The organism is Enterococcus sp. MMGLQ5-1 (genome assembly GCF_013155265.1).
Lineage (GTDB): Bacteria > Bacillota > Bacilli > Lactobacillales > Streptococcaceae > MMGLQ5-1.
The window spans coordinates 1-15,365 of record NZ_JABJXU010000001.1; the positions used below are offsets into that span (position 1 = coordinate 1).

General features: G+C 35.7%; 15 protein-coding genes, 2 tRNA genes, 1 rRNA gene and 1 riboswitch. Of the genes, 14 read left to right on the forward strand and 4 right to left on the reverse strand.

The features are described 5' to 3' along the window. Positions 1-9 precede the first annotated feature (9 nt). The 14 genes from rrf to fusA all read left to right on the forward strand — a co-directional run bounded on the left by rrf (position 10) and on the right by fusA (position 11,356). Positions 10-125 (forward strand): 5S ribosomal RNA (gene rrf, locus HOY35_RS00005). 33 nt (positions 126-158) lie between these two features. Next, positions 159-232, forward strand: a tRNA-Asn gene (locus HOY35_RS00010). 45 nt (positions 233-277) lie between these two features. Next, positions 278-348: transfer RNA gene (locus tag HOY35_RS00015), tRNA-Cys, on the forward strand. A gap of 188 nt (positions 349-536) precedes the next feature. Next, the gene (gene rnpA / locus HOY35_RS00020) at positions 537-899 is read left to right on the forward strand and encodes a ribonuclease P protein component (RefSeq protein ID WP_172209972.1); all 363 of its coding nucleotides are present in this window, start codon (positions 537-539) and stop codon (positions 897-899) included. Then, entirely contained in the window at positions 883-1,695 is an 813-nt protein-coding gene (locus HOY35_RS00025) for a YidC/Oxa1 family membrane protein insertase (protein ID WP_172209973.1), read from the forward strand. Before rnpA ends, HOY35_RS00025 begins: the two co-directional genes overlap by 17 nt. A 34-nt stretch (positions 1,696-1,729) precedes the next feature. Beyond that, positions 1,730-2,704, forward strand: coding sequence for an RNA-binding cell elongation regulator Jag/EloR (jag, locus tag HOY35_RS00030; RefSeq protein ID WP_172209974.1), 975 nt, complete (start codon positions 1,730-1,732; stop codon positions 2,702-2,704). 114 nt (positions 2,705-2,818) lie between these two features. Beyond that, complete coding sequence (rpmH, locus tag HOY35_RS00035; RefSeq protein ID WP_172209975.1) at positions 2,819-2,953, forward strand: 50S ribosomal protein L34; 135 nt, start codon at positions 2,819-2,821, stop codon at positions 2,951-2,953. A gap of 141 nt (positions 2,954-3,094) precedes the next feature. Continuing rightward, complete coding sequence (mnmE, locus tag HOY35_RS00040; protein WP_172209976.1) at positions 3,095-4,492, forward strand: tRNA uridine-5-carboxymethylaminomethyl(34) synthesis GTPase MnmE; 1,398 nt, start codon at positions 3,095-3,097, stop codon at positions 4,490-4,492. Between the two features lie 118 nt (positions 4,493-4,610). Then, positions 4,611-4,727: riboswitch (FMN riboswitch) on the forward strand. Between the two features lie 100 nt (positions 4,728-4,827). Continuing rightward, complete coding sequence (locus HOY35_RS00045) at positions 4,828-5,409, forward strand: ECF transporter S component (protein WP_172209977.1); 582 nt, start codon at positions 4,828-4,830, stop codon at positions 5,407-5,409. 188 nt (positions 5,410-5,597) lie between these two features. Next, positions 5,598-6,596, forward strand: coding sequence for a catabolite control protein A (gene ccpA, locus HOY35_RS00050; RefSeq protein WP_172209978.1), 999 nt, complete (start codon positions 5,598-5,600; stop codon positions 6,594-6,596). Positions 6,597-6,840: 244 nt separating this feature from the next. Next, on the forward strand, positions 6,841-7,821 hold the full coding sequence (locus tag HOY35_RS00055; RefSeq protein ID WP_172210523.1) for a GMP reductase: 981 nt from the start codon (positions 6,841-6,843) through the stop codon (positions 7,819-7,821). Positions 7,822-8,169: 348 nt separating this feature from the next. Then, complete coding sequence (gene rpsL / locus HOY35_RS00060; RefSeq protein ID WP_172209979.1) at positions 8,170-8,583, forward strand: 30S ribosomal protein S12; 414 nt, start codon at positions 8,170-8,172, stop codon at positions 8,581-8,583. 83 nt (positions 8,584-8,666) lie between these two features. Then, complete coding sequence (rpsG, locus tag HOY35_RS00065; RefSeq protein WP_172209980.1) at positions 8,667-9,137, forward strand: 30S ribosomal protein S7; 471 nt, start codon at positions 8,667-8,669, stop codon at positions 9,135-9,137. A gap of 134 nt (positions 9,138-9,271) precedes the next feature. After that, a complete protein-coding gene (gene fusA, locus HOY35_RS00070; protein ID WP_172209981.1) occupies positions 9,272-11,356 on the forward strand; it encodes an elongation factor G in 2,085 nt (694 codons plus the stop codon). A 128-nt stretch (positions 11,357-11,484) separates the two neighbouring features. Here the strand turns inward: fusA and HOY35_RS00075 are convergent, their stop codons facing one another. From HOY35_RS00075 to HOY35_RS00090, 4 genes are all read right to left on the reverse strand, one after another. Continuing rightward, positions 11,485-11,994 (reverse strand): HdeD family acid-resistance protein, encoded by a 510-nt coding sequence (locus HOY35_RS00075; protein ID WP_172209982.1) that lies wholly within the window; start codon positions 11,992-11,994, stop codon positions 11,485-11,487. A gap of 63 nt (positions 11,995-12,057) precedes the next feature. Continuing rightward, entirely contained in the window at positions 12,058-13,263 is a 1,206-nt protein-coding gene (locus HOY35_RS00080; RefSeq protein ID WP_172209983.1) for a hypothetical protein, read from the reverse strand. Between the two features lie 14 nt (positions 13,264-13,277). Beyond that, complete coding sequence (locus HOY35_RS00085; RefSeq protein ID WP_172209984.1) at positions 13,278-14,117, reverse strand: YitT family protein; 840 nt, start codon at positions 14,115-14,117, stop codon at positions 13,278-13,280. 6 nt (positions 14,118-14,123) lie between these two features. Beyond that, entirely contained in the window at positions 14,124-15,245 is a 1,122-nt protein-coding gene (locus HOY35_RS00090; protein WP_172209985.1) for a M20/M25/M40 family metallo-hydrolase, read from the reverse strand. Between the last annotated feature and the right edge of the window lie 120 nt (positions 15,246-15,365).

Consider the following 15,365-nt stretch of genomic DNA (forward strand, 5'->3'; position numbering starts at 1 on the left):
GACGCCCAGTGTGGCAGCGATAGCAAGAAGGACACACCTGTTCCCATGCCGAACACAGAAGTTAAGCTTCTTCACGCCGAATGTAGTTGGGGGTTTCTCCCTGCGAGACTAGGAAGTTGCCATGCGAGAGAAAGAGATCAGTTGATCTCTTTCGTTATTCCGGCATAGCTCAGTTGGTAGTAGCGCATGACTGTTAATCATGATGTCGTAGGTTCGAGTCCTACTGCCGGAGTTTTAACGCCATCTTGTAAGATATGGCGTTTTTTTATTAATTAATGGCGGTATAGCCAAGTGGTAAGGCACGGGTCTGCAAAACCTTGATCACCAGTTCAAATCTGGTTACCGCCTTTATGAATTTTCTGGTGAATGAGAATGTTGCTTGTCAACGTTCTCATTTTTAATAATCTGATTTGTTTAATTGCTTTTGATGAAAATATTACAAAATGATGACAGATAAAGAGGTTTTATTTTTAAGTTAAAAATCAGGGTTTTCTGTGGTATGATAACATTTAGAGGATTTAGAAGGACGGTGCTTCGTGAAGAAAAGCTATCGTGTAAAGTCGGAAATTGAATTTCAAAGAGTGTTTGATCAGAAGAATAGTATAGCGAATAAATATTTTATTATTTATCAATTTAAACGTTCACAAAATAAACATTTTCGAGTTGGCATATCAGTTGGGAAAAAAATTGGTAACGCAGTTAACCGAAATTTTGTAAAAAGAAGAATCAGGCAGGTTATTTATCAATTTTCCAGTTCGTTAAAAAGTGATGTTGATTTTATAATAATTGCTCGTCCTGAGGTTAATGTTCTAGAATTTGATGAGTTTAAAAAAAATTTAAAGCATGTCCTAAGGATTGCTAATTTATTTGAGGATGATATTAATGAAAAAAAAGACTAAAATATTACTATTAGGCAGCTTCATATTAGTTTTTCTTTCTGGTTGTGGCCGTTCTGATATTACCCAGTACACACCAGGTGCTTGGGAAAAATTTGTTTATTTATTTGGTGAGGCGATTAAGTTTCTTTCAATTGGTGGTAATGTTGGTCTTGGGATTATTATTTTCACCTTGATTATTAAAACACTTTTACTACCGTTGATGCATTTTCAAACCAAGTCAACGCGTAAAACGCAGGAGCTACAGCCACAAATCAAAGCAATTCAAGCCAAATATCCTGGTAAAGATGCGGAATCTAGACGATTAGTTGGTGAAGAGACACAACGCCTTTATAGTGAAAATAATGTTAATCCTTATATTGGATGCTTACCATTGTTAATTCAAATGCCAATTTTATGGGCATTATATCAATCTCTAACTAGAATTCCTGAATTAAGGGTTGGTAATTTTTTGTGGCTGAACATTGCTGAAAAGGATCCGTATTTTATTCTGCCAGTATTAGCTGCTATTTTTACTTTCTTGAGCTCTTGGTTGTCAATGAAATCATCTCCTGAGCAAAATGGAATGACTAAATCAATGACTTATTTGATGCCAGCTATGATTTTCTTTTTTGCGCTTTCTGTTTCAAGTGGTGTCTCGCTATACTGGGTGGTTTCTAATGCCTATCAGGTTTTTCAAACTTTACTATTGAACAATCCCTTTAAAATACAAAAGGAACGTGAAGCAAAAATTCAAGTAGAGAAGGATAAGGAAAAACGAATCCGTAAGGCACGGAAAAAAATTCAAAAAAAGAAATAGGGTATTTTCATTCTTATTGAAAAGGAGTTATGAAATGGCAATTTTCAGTGGAAAAGATGTTCATGAAGCGATTGATAAAGGCTTGCAGGAGCTTGGTTTGCCGAGAGAGCGTGTGCACATTAATGTTATTCAAAAAGAAAAGAACGGTTTTTTTGGCTTTGGGAAAAAAGAGGCAAAGGTTAATATTGAGGAAATTTCATCACACATTCGCCAACAGGCAGATCGCCATGCAGTTCGTGGTATTCCTGATGAGGTCAAGGCCAAATCAGATAAGGTACCTACTGCTTCTGAGGCAACGGTTGAGCTATCACAAGTAATTGCTGCAGTTAAAGAGGCTGAAGCAAACAATATTAAGGTTTCAAAGCTTGAGAAAAAAAAGATTTTTGAACAAAAATCTGATAAAATTGTGCCTATTGCTCAAGAAGAAGTCTATACGGAAACGATTATTTCTAATGATCCTACTTCCAATACTGTGCCTGATTTAGCTGTCGAGCTTTTAAATGAGAGTAGTAAAGAGTTAATTAATAATCAGGAAAGTATTCCAGAAATTCATGAGGTCGCTGAAAAATTATCAATTTATTTAAGTGAAATTACTAAGGAAATGGGAGTTCCGACCTTAATCAAGGTTAAAGAATCTGGTAGAAATTTGAGTCTTGATTTAGAAACTTCAAAACAGGGTACGTTAATCGGTAAGCATGGTAAGACCTTGAATGCCTTACAATATATAGCGCAGGTCTTTGTCCATCGTCATACTGAGGAGCGAATTAATTTAATAGTTAATATTGGTTCTTATCGTGAAAAGCGAAAGGAAATTTTAGTTAAGCTAGCTACTCGGACAGGTGAGAAGGTTCAAAGAACTGGTAATCCAGAATTTTTAGAGCCGATGCCTGCGTATGAGCGAAAATTAGTGCATAGTGTGATTGCTAAAAATCCTTATTTAACAACGCATTCAGAGGGGGAAGAGCCCTACCGTTATCTAGTAATTCAAAAATCCAAAAAGCAAATTTAAACAGAAATTAGATTGACAACCATCGTAAAAGAAGCTATACTATCATAGTATGTTTTAATAGTTGATGGAACACTCTAAGATAAACATAAAACTTAAACGGAGGTAATTGAACTTATGAAACGCACTTATCAACCTAGCAAACGTAAACGTCAAAAAGTACACGGTTTCAGAAAACGTATGTCTACTAAAAATGGTCGTCGTGTTTTACGCAAACGTCGCCAAAAAGGTCGTAAGACTTTAGCAGCATAATTATCGTTGAATATATAAAATTTGAAAGTATGGGTGCATAGCATCTGTACTTTTTATTTTATATTTTCTTCCAACTAACTGTGTTTTTTTTTCTGTGATAGAATAAAGTAAATCATCAAGCAAAAAGGAAGTATTAATATTATGAGTAATATAATTAAAGAGTTTGATACGATTGCAGCAATTTCAACCCCACCTGGAGAGGGAGCAATTAGTATTGTGAGATTATCAGGTAGTGAAGCAGTAAGAATCGCCAATTCAGTGTTTAATATGGGTGAAAGTCACTTATCTTCAGTCAGCAGTCATACAATTCATTATGGTCATATTTTTGATCCGAAACGTGCAAAAATCTTAGATGAGGTAATGCTTTCTGTCATGAGGGCGCCTAGAACCTTTACTCGTGAAGAGGTAGTAGAGATTAATACCCATGGAGGAACGGTGGTTGTTAATCAGGTCTTGCAATTATTGCTTCGTCAAGGTGCTCGTCTAGCTGAGCCGGGCGAATTTACTAAACGTGCATTTTTAAATGGTCGAATTGATTTATCACAGGCCGAAGCAGTTATGGACGTCATTCGAGCAAAAACTGACCAAGCAATGCAGGTTGCTGTGAGTCAGTTAGATGGTGATTTATCTAAGCTGATTCGCCATTTGCGACAAGAAATTTTGGAAACCTTAGCGCAAGTTGAAGTTAATATCGATTATCCAGAGTATGATGATGTTGAGACCTTGACAACACAATTATTGCTAGAGAAAACGAGCGAGGTTAATCAGCATTTGGATGCACTATTGCGCTCAGCGAAGCAAGGTAAAATCTTACGTGAGGGTTTAAAAACAGCAATTATTGGTCGTCCTAATGTAGGTAAATCATCGTTATTAAATCATCTCCTTCAAGAAGATAAGGCGATTGTAACTGAAATAGCTGGTACAACGAGAGATGTAATTGAAGAATATGTGAATATCAATGGTGTCCCTTTGAAATTAATTGATACTGCTGGTATTAGAGAAACGGATGATATTGTAGAAAAAATTGGTGTTGAACGCTCTAGACAAGCGCTTGACGAGGCGGAACTAATTTTATTAGTATTAAATGCCAGTGAAACTTTAACTGAACAGGACATACGATTAATTGAGCTGACAGACAATCATAAACGAATTGTTTTATTAAATAAAACTGATTTGGTGGGACAATTAGATTTAGAAGAACTTAAAATGCTAGGTATTGACAAGCCTTTGTTGATTTCGGTTTTAAATAAGGATAATTTAAATTTGCTTGAAACAGCAATTAGTCAATTATTTTTTGAAGCAGGTGATTTAAATAATCAAGATGCAACGTATATATCTAATACTCGTCATATTTCCCTAATTGAAAAGGCCAAGGCCTCATTAGATGAGGTTGAAGCAGGCATTGAAGCAGGCATGCCAGTTGATATTGTTCAAATGGATATGACAAGATGCTGGGATTATTTGGGTGAGGTTGTTGGAGATAGTGTACAGGATGAATTAATTACGCAGCTTTTTAGTCAATTTTGTTTAGGTAAGTAACCAATTAGTTATTTTTTCACTGGGCAGTATGGGAATTGTATGCTATTTATATGTAATTGGAATGTTTTATTTTACACTAAGTATAAAATATGCTAATATGATATGGTAATAAAAATTTAATAGTCTTCAGGGCACCGTGAAATTCGGGACCGGCAGTTAAAGTCTGCGAACCTTAACAGGTTGAATCAGTGAAATTCTGATACCGACAGTAAAGTCTGGATGGGAGAAGTAAGTTTAGCTAGTGATTTCACTGCTCTCCTTTTTTGGTGAGCAGTTTTTTTCGTTTAGCAGAACAAAACTCCCTAAATTTGATGAAAATTTAGGAGGATTTTTTTATGTCAAATCAAAAAACGCGTCAAATGGCAATTGTTGCAATGCTAACGGCCTTTTCGGTTCTGTTTATGGAAATATTTCAATTTCCGATTATTCCAGCCTTTCCGTTCTTAAAGGTCGATTTATCAATTATTCCAGTAATTGTTGGACTGTATACCTTAGGCCTATCGAGTTCAATCTCGATATTAATGCTGAGAAGTTTGATTCATTTATTTATCGCACCAGATATTTCAACATTTATCGGTTTACCGATGAATATTGCTGCAATGACAATCTTTATTTTAGGCATTTGGTATTTTTCAAAGAAAGCGAAGCAAATTGTTGTTAAGGATTATTTTATTGGCGGTGCAGTTGGAACAATCAGTTTAACATTAGTTACAACAGTTCTCAATATTGTCTATGCGATGCCTTTATATAGTAAGCTTATGAATTATGAATTGCCCTCAACTTATATTACTGCTGGTGTTCTACCATTTAATTTAATACAGGGTATTATTTTAACCACAATTTCAGGTGTTATTATTTTTTCTCTAAAAAAAGTGATTGAAAAACAGCGTCAAATTGTACATCCAGTTAAACATTAAGAATTAAATCATGATTATTAATATTACCTTAGAAAACGCTATTAATTCTAAGGTATTTTTTTATAACTTTTTTCATTCTTAAAAAATGTGAAAAAATATGGAAAATAGTTGAAAACGCTTTAAAATATTGTTATTATAACCTATGAAATGAAAATGAAAGTTTCAGAAAAAAATAAAGGATGATGAAAATGGCAAATGAATCAATAACAATTTATGATGTTGCACGAGAGGCAAATGTTTCTATGGCAACAGTATCACGAGTGGTTAATGGCAATCCTAATGTTAAGCCACAGACCAGAGAACGCGTATTAGAAGTTATCGATAAATTAGATTATCGTCCTAATGCGGTTGCTCGTGGTTTAGCAAGCAAAAAAACAACAACGATTGGTGTGATTATTCCAGATATTGCCAACGTTTATTTCTCAACCTTGGCTCGAGGTATCGATGATATTGCAACGATGTATAAATACGATATTATCCTGACCAATTCTGATGGGGATCCTAAAAAAGAGGTTCATGTCTTTAACAATTTATTAGCTAAACAAGTGGATGGCATTATTTTCCTTGGTCATCGGATCACTGATGCGCTCCGTGCTGAAATTTCACGATCTAAAACACCTGTTGTTTTAGCGGGTTTAATTGATCCAGATAAACAGGTCGGATCAGTCAATATTGACTATATCCGTGCAACAACAGCGGCGGTCAATATTCTTGCAGAGCATAATAAAAAAATTGCTTTTGTATCAGGGCCACTTGTAGATCCAATTAATGGTAAGGATCGTTTAACTGGGTATAAAAAAGCACTTCGTAAAAATGGTGTTGAATATCAAGAAAGCTTAATTTTTGAAGCAGATTATAATTATAATGAAGGACTAAAAATTGGGCAGCGTATTTATAAATCAGGTGCGACGGCAGCATTTGTAACTGATGATCAATTAGCAGTGGGCCTTTTGAACACTCTACTAGATGAAGGAGTTAAGGTACCAGAGGAGTTTGAAATTATTACAAGTAATGATTCACTAATCACACAATATACGCGTCCAAAATTGACGAGTATCGCGATGCCGATTTATGATTTAGGTGCAGTTGCTACTCGTTTATTAACAAAATTGATTAATAAAGAAGCATTGGATGAAAAGACAGTTGTACTACCTTACACCATCGAAGAAAGACAAACAACAAAATAAATAGTTAGGCGAAGTCGAAAATTCAACTGAAATTTTCGGCTTTTTTGATGGAAATCCGAATGTTTTCTTAAAAATATATATAAAATTGCCTGCTTTGATTGAAAATGACACCGACTCTCTTTATATTATCTTATGGAAGCTTTGCTGGAGAATCAGACTGATGGTAAAGTAGTTCAAAGTCAACGTGCTTTGGGGTGGGTATCTCAAATAATCATATAAGGAGTGTTTTTTTATGAACAATTTTATGCCGGTTTTTGATTATGAGGATATCCAGCTAATTCCAAACAAGTGTATTATCAATTCACGTAGTGAGGCTGATACAACGGTTGAATTTGGAAAGCATACTTTTAAAATTCCAGTGGTTCCTGCCAATATGCAGACGATTATTGACGAAGAGATTGCTGAATTTTTAGCATCAAATGGCTATTTCTACATTATGCACCGTTTCGATGAAGCAGGTCGAATTGATTTTGTTAAAGCAATGCAGGCGAAAAAATTAATTGCTTCTATCTCAGTTGGTGTAAAGGAATATGAATATGACTTTATTGACCAGCTGGTAAATGAAAAATTAATCCCAGACTATATCACGATTGATATTGCGCATGGTCATTCAGAGTCAGTGATTAGAATGATTCAATATATTAAAGCTAATTTGCCAGAAACCTTTGTGATTGCGGGGAATGTTGGTACTCCGGAGGCGGTTCGTGAGCTTGAAAATGCTGGAGCGGATGCAACTAAGGTTGGGATTGGACCAGGAAAGGTTTGTATTACTAAGGTAAAAACGGGCTTTGGAACAGGTGGCTGGCAACTAGCGGCGTTGAGATGGTGTGCCAAAGCAGCACGTAAGCCAATTATTGCCGATGGTGGTATTAGGACGCATGGCGATATTGCAAAATCAGTTCGTTTTGGTGCGACTATGGTAATGATTGGTTCATTATTTGCAGGTCATGATGAGTCGCCCGGTGATGTGATTATTCGTGAAGACGGTAAGATGATGAAGGAATATTATGGCTCAGCCTCTCAATTTCAAAAAGGGGAATATAAAAATGTCGAAGGTAAAAAGATTGAGGTTGAAACAAAAGGGCCTCTAAAGAATACCCTGATAGAAATGGAGCAGGATTTACAGAGTGCGATTTCGTACGCAGGTGGTCGTGATTTGGAATCGATTACCAAGGTAGATTATGTAATTGTTAAAAATTCAATATTTAATGGTGACTCAATTTAAAAAGTAAGGTGGTACTTCGGTGCCACTTTTTTTGCCATGCCGACTTGTTTTTAGTATACGGGCTAAACCAACCAATGTCTGTACTTCTGTTGCGCATCCATGAGCAAGATGGTTTAGCAACTCAAGCAACTAAAGGACGCCTTAAAAGATGAGTTCAAGGATTCAAACTTTAAATGTATTTATTTCGTATAGCCCTTGACTAGTAGGGTGTAAAGGTGGTATGATAGCAAAGGTGTATTTTGCGCTTGGTCTTCCGATGTACAAGGGGACGTGCTGACAGGATAGCGGATGCACAATCACATTCTAGTATTATAAGCATACAAAAAAAGCACAGGAGGAATATTTAGAATGCCTACTATCAACCAATTAGTACGTAAATCTCGTAAATCAAAAGTAGAAAAATCTAACTCACCTGCCTTAAACAAAGGCTATAACAGTCATAAAAAGGTATTGACTAACGTGAACTCTCCACAAAAACGTGGTGTAGCAACTCGTGTTGGTACGATGACGCCTAAAAAACCTAACTCTGCATTGCGTAAATACGCACGTGTACGCTTGTCTAACTTAATTGAAGTGACAGCTTACATTCCAGGTATTGGACATAACTTACAAGAGCATAGCGTTGTTTTATTACGTGGTGGTCGTGTTAAGGATTTACCAGGGGTACGTTATCATATTGTGCGTGGCGCACTTGATACTGCTGGAGTGACAGACCGTAAACAAGGTCGCTCTAAATACGGAACTAAGAAGCCTAAAAAATAATTAGGACTTAGCTACCAAAACTTTTAAAATACTGAAACTTATATACTGATTAAATTTTAAAAAATGTACAGGAGGGAATTTGGATGTCACGTAAAGGGCAAGCGCCAAAACGCGAAGTTTTACCAGATCCATTATACAATTCAAAAATTGTTACTCGTTTAATTAACCGTATTATGTTAGATGGGAAACGCGGTATTGCTGCAAATATCGTTTATAAAGCATTTGAACAAATCAAAGAAACAACAGGTAATGATCCATTAGAAGTTTTCGAACAAGCAATGGAAAATATTATGCCTGTACTTGAAGTTAAAGCTCGCCGTGTCGGTGGTTCTAACTATCAGGTGCCAATCGAAGTTCGTCCAGAGCGTCGTACGACTTTAGGCTTACGCTGGTTAGTAACATTTTCTCGTAATCGTGGAGAACATACAATGCAAGAGCGTTTAGCTAAAGAAATTATGGATGCAGCTAACAATACTGGTGCTTCAGTTAAAAAACGTGAAGACACACATAAAATGGCAGAAGCAAACCGTGCCTTTGCACATTACAGATGGTAAGAATAGCTACAAATTTCGGCTGAATAGCCCCAAAGCTGAGGTCAAATCTCAGCTTTTTATTTTCTTATATTTAATAAATCATGCTATAATAAATAAGCATAAATTAACTCATTTCTGAGAGGAGAAATCTTTAAATGGCACGCGAATTTTCATTAGAAAACACTCGTAATATCGGTATCATGGCTCACGTTGATGCTGGTAAAACAACAACAACAGAACGTGTACTTTACTACACTGGTAAAATTCACAAAATTGGTGAAACACATGAAGGTGCTTCACAAATGGACTGGATGAAGCAAGAACAAGAACGTGGTATTACAATTACTTCAGCGGCTACAACTGCGCAATGGAAGGGTAACCGCGTTAATATCATCGACACACCAGGGCACGTGGACTTTACAATTGAGGTTCAACGTTCACTACGTGTACTAGATGGTGCAGTTACTGTTTTGGATTCACAATCAGGTGTTGAGCCACAAACTGAAACAGTTTGGCGTCAAGCTACTGAATACCGAGTACCACGTATCGTATTCTGTAATAAAATGGATAAAATCGGTGCAGATTTCTTATACTCTGTAAGTACTTTGCATGATCGTTTGCAAGCTAACGCACACCCAATTCAAATTCCAATTGGTGCTGAAGATGATTTTACAGGTTTAATTGACTTAGTGACAATGAAGGCTGAAATCTATACCAATGACTTAGGAACTGATATTCAAGAAACTGAAATTCCTGAGGATTACCTTGAATTAGCTCAAGAATGGCGCGAAAAATTAGTCGAAGCAGTAGCTGAAACTGATGAAGACCTAATGATGAAATATCTTGAAGGTGAAGAAATCACTGAAACTGAATTAAAAGAAGGTATTCGTCAAGCCACTCTTAAAGTAGAATTTTACCCTGTTTTAGCTGGTTCAGCATTCAAAAACAAGGGTGTTCAAATGATGCTTGATGCAGTTATTGATTACTTGCCTTCACCATTAGATGTTGAAGCAATCAAAGGAATTGATCCTAAAACTGATGAAGAAACAGCTCGCCCTGCTGATGATTCTGCACCATTTGCTTCATTAGCATTTAAAGTGATGACTGACCCGTTTGTAGGTCGTTTAACCTTCTTCCGTGTTTACTCTGGTGTCCTTGAAAGTGGTTCATACGTGTTAAATGCCTCAAAGGGTAAAAAGGAACGTATTGGTCGTATTTTACAGATGCATGCGAATAACCGTAATGAAATTGATTCAGTTTATTCTGGTGATATCGCTGCTGCTGTTGGTTTGAAGGATACGACAACAGGTGATACATTGTGTGCAGTTGATGCACCAGTTATTCTTGAAAGTATTGAATTTCCAGAACCAGTTATCCAAGTTGCTGTTGAACCTAAATCAAAAGCAGACCAAGATAAGATGGGCGTTGCCTTACAAAAACTTGCCGAAGAAGATCCATCATTCCGTGTTGAAACAAACGTTGAAACTGGAGAAACTGTTATTTCTGGTATGGGTGAATTGCACTTAGACGTATTAGTTACACGTATGAAAGACGAGTTTAAGGTTGAAGCCAACGTTGGTGCACCACAGGTATCTTACCGTGAAACCTTCCGTGCGCCTGTTACCCAAGCTGAAGGTAAATTTGTTCGTCAGTCTGGTGGTAAAGGTCAATATGGTCACGTTTGGGTTGAATTTACACCAAATGAAGAAGGTAAAGGCTTTGAATTTGAAAACGCAATTGTTGGTGGTGTGGTGCCTCGTGAATACATTCCAGCAGTTGAAAAAGGATTAGCTGAATCAATGAATAACGGTGTACTTGCTGGTTATCCATTAGTTGATATTAAAGCGAAGCTTTATGATGGTTCTTACCATGATGTCGATTCAAATGAAACAGCGTTCCGTGTCGCTGCTTCAATGGCATTGAAGGCTGCTGCTAAAAAAGCAAATCCTGTTATTTTAGAGCCAATGATGAAAGTGACAATTACTGTTCCAGAAGATTACTTAGGTGATATCATGGGACACGTTACAAGTCGTCGTGGTCGTGTTGAAGGTATGGAAGCGCATGGTAACTCACAAATCGTTAATGCAATTGTCCCATTGGCTGAAATGTTTGGTTATGCAACAACATTACGTTCAGCAACACAGGGACGTGGTACATTTATGATGGTATTTGATCATTATGAAGATGTTCCAAAATCTGTTCAGGAAGAAATCATCAAGAAAAATGGTGGACAAGCTTAAACTGATTTACTCTGTCAGAGTATTCAGTAGTTAGCAATATAATAAAGGTAAGTGAAGTAGCATTATTATGACTACTCACTTACCTTTATTTTTTAATAATGATTGTATTAAGGAATAAGTCTAATTTATCATCTCCGAATGCCTTGGAAAATAAGAGCTATTCCAAAAGAAATAGCAGAAAATCCTACTAATATTGGAAGTGTTAAGACTGCAATTAAAGGATTAAATAGTAATATTATCGAAAACGCAAAGCAAAATAGATCAAAAATTAAGATTAAAATCTTAAAAAAACCTTTATTATTACTAAAACGAGTATTTATAAATAAGTTAATGATACTTTCAACCATGAACCATATTGAGAATAGAATACCTAAAAATAAAGCACCGCGAATTAAATTTGAAACCAATGCCAATCCAATTATGATATCAATAACCCCTAAAAAGATGCGCAGTCCAGTTGGTTTCTCTTTATTATTAATTTCTAGTCCAAAAATACTAGTAAAGCCCCTAACGATTGCTAAAACACCAAAATAAATCACAAGAATCCCTAAAGTTTTTGCTGGTCTATTTAAAGAAAAGATTCCTAAAAATAAAAATGTTATGCCTAAAATAAAATCTAATATAGAACTTTTTTTCATGATTACCATTCCTTCCAATTATTTTTTAATATTAAAGAAGTATAATTGCTTCTATGGAATTGATTATCCTATCATTAAACCAACAATTAATCCTCCCGTAATTACCGAAGTAATTGTAACGGTTGAAAAACCTGCCGTCACCATAATTGGAAGTATGTTTTGCTCGATTACTTCAATTTCTTCTTCAGATTCTCCGATTGCTGCAGCAGCTTCTTTGGTTAAAACCATTGTTCCTGGAAATCCAAATAATGTAGTCATACCGACAGCTATGGATAGGGGACCAGAATATCCAACCCATTTGCCAATAAAATAAGAAGCTAGGAAGATAATGCCAACACCTGCGAGTAAATAAAATGCAATTGGCCAAATTAAATTAAGTAAATCGGAAGGGACGATATCTGCCAATGGACCAAAGGCAATGACCATGATTGAAATCATAAGTAGTCCGAATGAATCAGTAGTAGATAATGCATTTGGCTTCAAGATTTTAAAATGTCTAAGTGCAATACCAAACAATAATGCAATTACAAAGGTATTAAGATAGCCATCAGTCAAATTACTCAAGATTCTGGCGATATAAACGGTCAACCCTAAGAGAAATAATGTACCATACGACGTTTGAAGGAAATCTGGTAAGATACTTTCATGATCGGTTTTATTGTTTTCTTTTACTTCTTCTTCGTAAAATTTAAGATTACCCTTTCGATACTCTCCACGAACCCGTAATGCTTCTTTTTTCAAAATACTAGAGGTTACTAAAAAGCCGACTAAATTTTTTAAATTTAATACGAGTAATGGAAAAACGGCTAGAAGATAGCCCGAGAGCATTCCTAAGCTACCATTTGCATTCATAATATCAGATACTTTATCCTGTACCATTAATATGGATAAGGTACCACCTGTGATTGCTGCGGTTCCTGCAATTGCAATATTGCGATCAAAGAAAACTTCTCCTAATAGAATTAAGGTAATAGTCATTAAGACAACAGTAGCTGAGCCAATCACAAAAGTTCGCCATTGTGCTTTTAAATCCTCCATACTCATCATTGTACCAAGATGGACGATGATAACACCAATCACAGCATTCCCTAGACCTAATAATCCTGAATTTTGAATCAAGTCATGAGGTAAAAAATCTCCGGCAAATCCGATTAGAAAAATCATTGAAGCGACAAGCATCATTGAAATTAACGCTTTAGTTTTAATGGATACGAATTCCCCGATTGTCCAAATTAACATAACAATTGTAAAGGCTAAAATTGGTTCCATAATATCTCCTCCAATTACTGAATAGGATGATAACTAAATCCTAGTCCATGAACTTCTGCGACATTGTATATAATTACAAAGCTTGATGGATCTATTTTATCTATAACTTCTTTTACTGCGGGATATTCCCTTCCAGAGATCACCATCAAAATCATTTCTTTATTTTCTTCAAGGTTACCACCGCGAACATTAAAAAGTGTCATACCTCGATTTATATTTTCGAATAACTCTTTTTTTAGGATTTCTGAATGATTTTGACTAATAATCATAATTGCTTTTTTCCGCTTTAGTCCAGTTTCTATGTAATTCATTACAACTGAGGTGATAACAATTGAGAGAATTGCAAAAAGGAATTCCTCAAATCCAAAAAAATATAAGTTCATGCACACGATGATAACATCTGTTAAAAATAAACCTAACGAAGTACTTATATTAAAATACTTCTCTAAAATTAATGGTGGAATAGTTGTACCACCGCTAGAGGCTTGAATTTTGTAAAGAATAGCTACTCCGACGGCGAATACGACGCTGCCAAATACGACAGATAATAATCGATCTTGGGTCAGCATTATTTCTGGGATAATTCTTAAAAAAATTGGGAAAAGCAAGCTACCTAAAAGTGTATTTAGAAATACTTTTTTTCCTAAAAAAATAGCCGCTAGAATGAGCATTATAAGGTTCAAGAAAAGGACAATCCAAGCACGGTTTATGCCAAAAGCAAACTCAAGTAAAATACCAATTCCACTGACACCACCAGCAGCTATATGGTGGGGTCCTAAAAACATATTAATGCTGAGTGCCAAAAGAAAAACAGCAGCAGTAATTTTTATTGCCTGCTTCAATTGTTTTTCCATATAAAATCACCTCTCCTTTGGTGGAGAATTTTTTGCTAGCTCAAGAACCAAATTGACAGCCCTTTCCATTTCTTCAATTGGAATATATTCATCCGTTGTATGAATTTTTTCATAGCCGATTGAAAGGTTGACAACCTTTTTACCTTTTTCATTAAATATATTTGCATCACTACCGCCACCACTTATTTCTTTTATGACTGTGTAGTTTAAATTATTTGCTGCGGCTTCAAGTAAGCGCATAATCACCTCATCATCAGAAATATTAAATCCTGTAGCCATTTTTTTAAGATCAATGCTGACCTTACCGCCAAAAGTGGTAGCTGCAGTTTCAAAAGCCGATTTCATTTCTGAAATTAAAGTCTCTGCGATGGTTGGGTTGATTGCTCTCACCTCACCCTTAACTATTAATTGATCCATCACAATATTGGTCGCTTCACCACCTTGAATTACTCCAATATTTGCTGTTGTTTGCTCATCAATTCGCCCTGTTTTTATTTTGGTGAGTGCACTGGTCAAAATATCAACTGCTGATACTCCTTTTTCAGGCTCTAATCCTGCATGTGCAGAATGACCAGTGATTTTTACTTCATACATAAAAAGAGTAGGACTGGCAATGGTTACCTTACCGACAGTACCGGCACTATCAAGGACATAACCCATTTTAGATTTTACTAATTGAATATCCAAGGCAGAAGATCCAATTAACCCAATTTCTTCACCGGGAGATAAGATAAACTCTAAATCGCCAGTATCAAGCTTTAATGCCCGAATTCGTCTAATTGCTTCAATCATAATGGCAATTCCAGCCTTATCATCTGCTCCTAAAATTGTATCGCCTTCAGAATAGAGAATCCCATTTTTTTCAACAGCTCGCACTCCAGTTCCAGGAACAACTGTGTCAGTATGAGACGAGAACAACAAAGGTTCTTTGTCAGGATTGCCATGTAAAGTCGCAATCAAATTATTAGCACCAAGTCCTGTTTTTTGCATGCTATCGTCTTCAGTAATTTTTAAGTCATAAGATGAAAAAATTTTTTTTAAATAGTCATGAATTTCTTTTTCATTACCTGACACGGAATCAATTGCAACAAGTGTTTTGAATACTTCTACCAATTTGTTTTTAGTCATAAAATAACCTCCCATCTGTTTTTTATTATATTCTTTTAATAATAATTTTATTATTGACAAGATTACACTTTTTTTTATTATTTTTGAAAAAAATATAATCCAAAGAATAATATTTGTGTG

Bases quoted from the DNA above. Each gene is read 5' to 3' on its own strand.
- HOY35_RS00025 (WP_172209973.1), top strand. From the start codon at position 883: ATGAAAAAAAAGACTAAAATATTACTATTAGGCAGCTTCATATTAGTT.
- jag (WP_172209974.1), top strand. From the start codon at position 1,730: ATGGCAATTTTCAGTGGAAAAGATGTTCATGAAGCGATTGATAAAGGC.
- rpmH (WP_172209975.1), top strand. From the start codon at position 2,819: ATGAAACGCACTTATCAACCTAGCAAACGTAAACGTCAAAAAGTACAC.
- mnmE (WP_172209976.1), top strand. From the start codon at position 3,095: ATGAGTAATATAATTAAAGAGTTTGATACGATTGCAGCAATTTCAACC.
- HOY35_RS00045 (WP_172209977.1), top strand. From the start codon at position 4,828: ATGTCAAATCAAAAAACGCGTCAAATGGCAATTGTTGCAATGCTAACG.
- ccpA (WP_172209978.1), top strand. From the start codon at position 5,598: ATGGCAAATGAATCAATAACAATTTATGATGTTGCACGAGAGGCAAAT.
- HOY35_RS00055 (WP_172210523.1), top strand. From the start codon at position 6,841: ATGCCGGTTTTTGATTATGAGGATATCCAGCTAATTCCAAACAAGTGT.
- rpsL (WP_172209979.1), top strand. From the start codon at position 8,170: ATGCCTACTATCAACCAATTAGTACGTAAATCTCGTAAATCAAAAGTA.
- rpsG (WP_172209980.1), top strand. From the start codon at position 8,667: ATGTCACGTAAAGGGCAAGCGCCAAAACGCGAAGTTTTACCAGATCCA.
- fusA (WP_172209981.1), top strand. From the start codon at position 9,272: ATGGCACGCGAATTTTCATTAGAAAACACTCGTAATATCGGTATCATG.
- HOY35_RS00075 (WP_172209982.1), bottom strand. From the start codon at position 11,994: ATGAAAAAAAGTTCTATATTAGATTTTATTTTAGGCATAACATTTTTA.
- HOY35_RS00080 (WP_172209983.1), bottom strand. From the start codon at position 13,263: ATGGAACCAATTTTAGCCTTTACAATTGTTATGTTAATTTGGACAATC.
- HOY35_RS00085 (WP_172209984.1), bottom strand. From the start codon at position 14,117: ATGGAAAAACAATTGAAGCAGGCAATAAAAATTACTGCTGCTGTTTTT.
- HOY35_RS00090 (WP_172209985.1), bottom strand. From the start codon at position 15,245: ATGACTAAAAACAAATTGGTAGAAGTATTCAAAACACTTGTTGCAATT.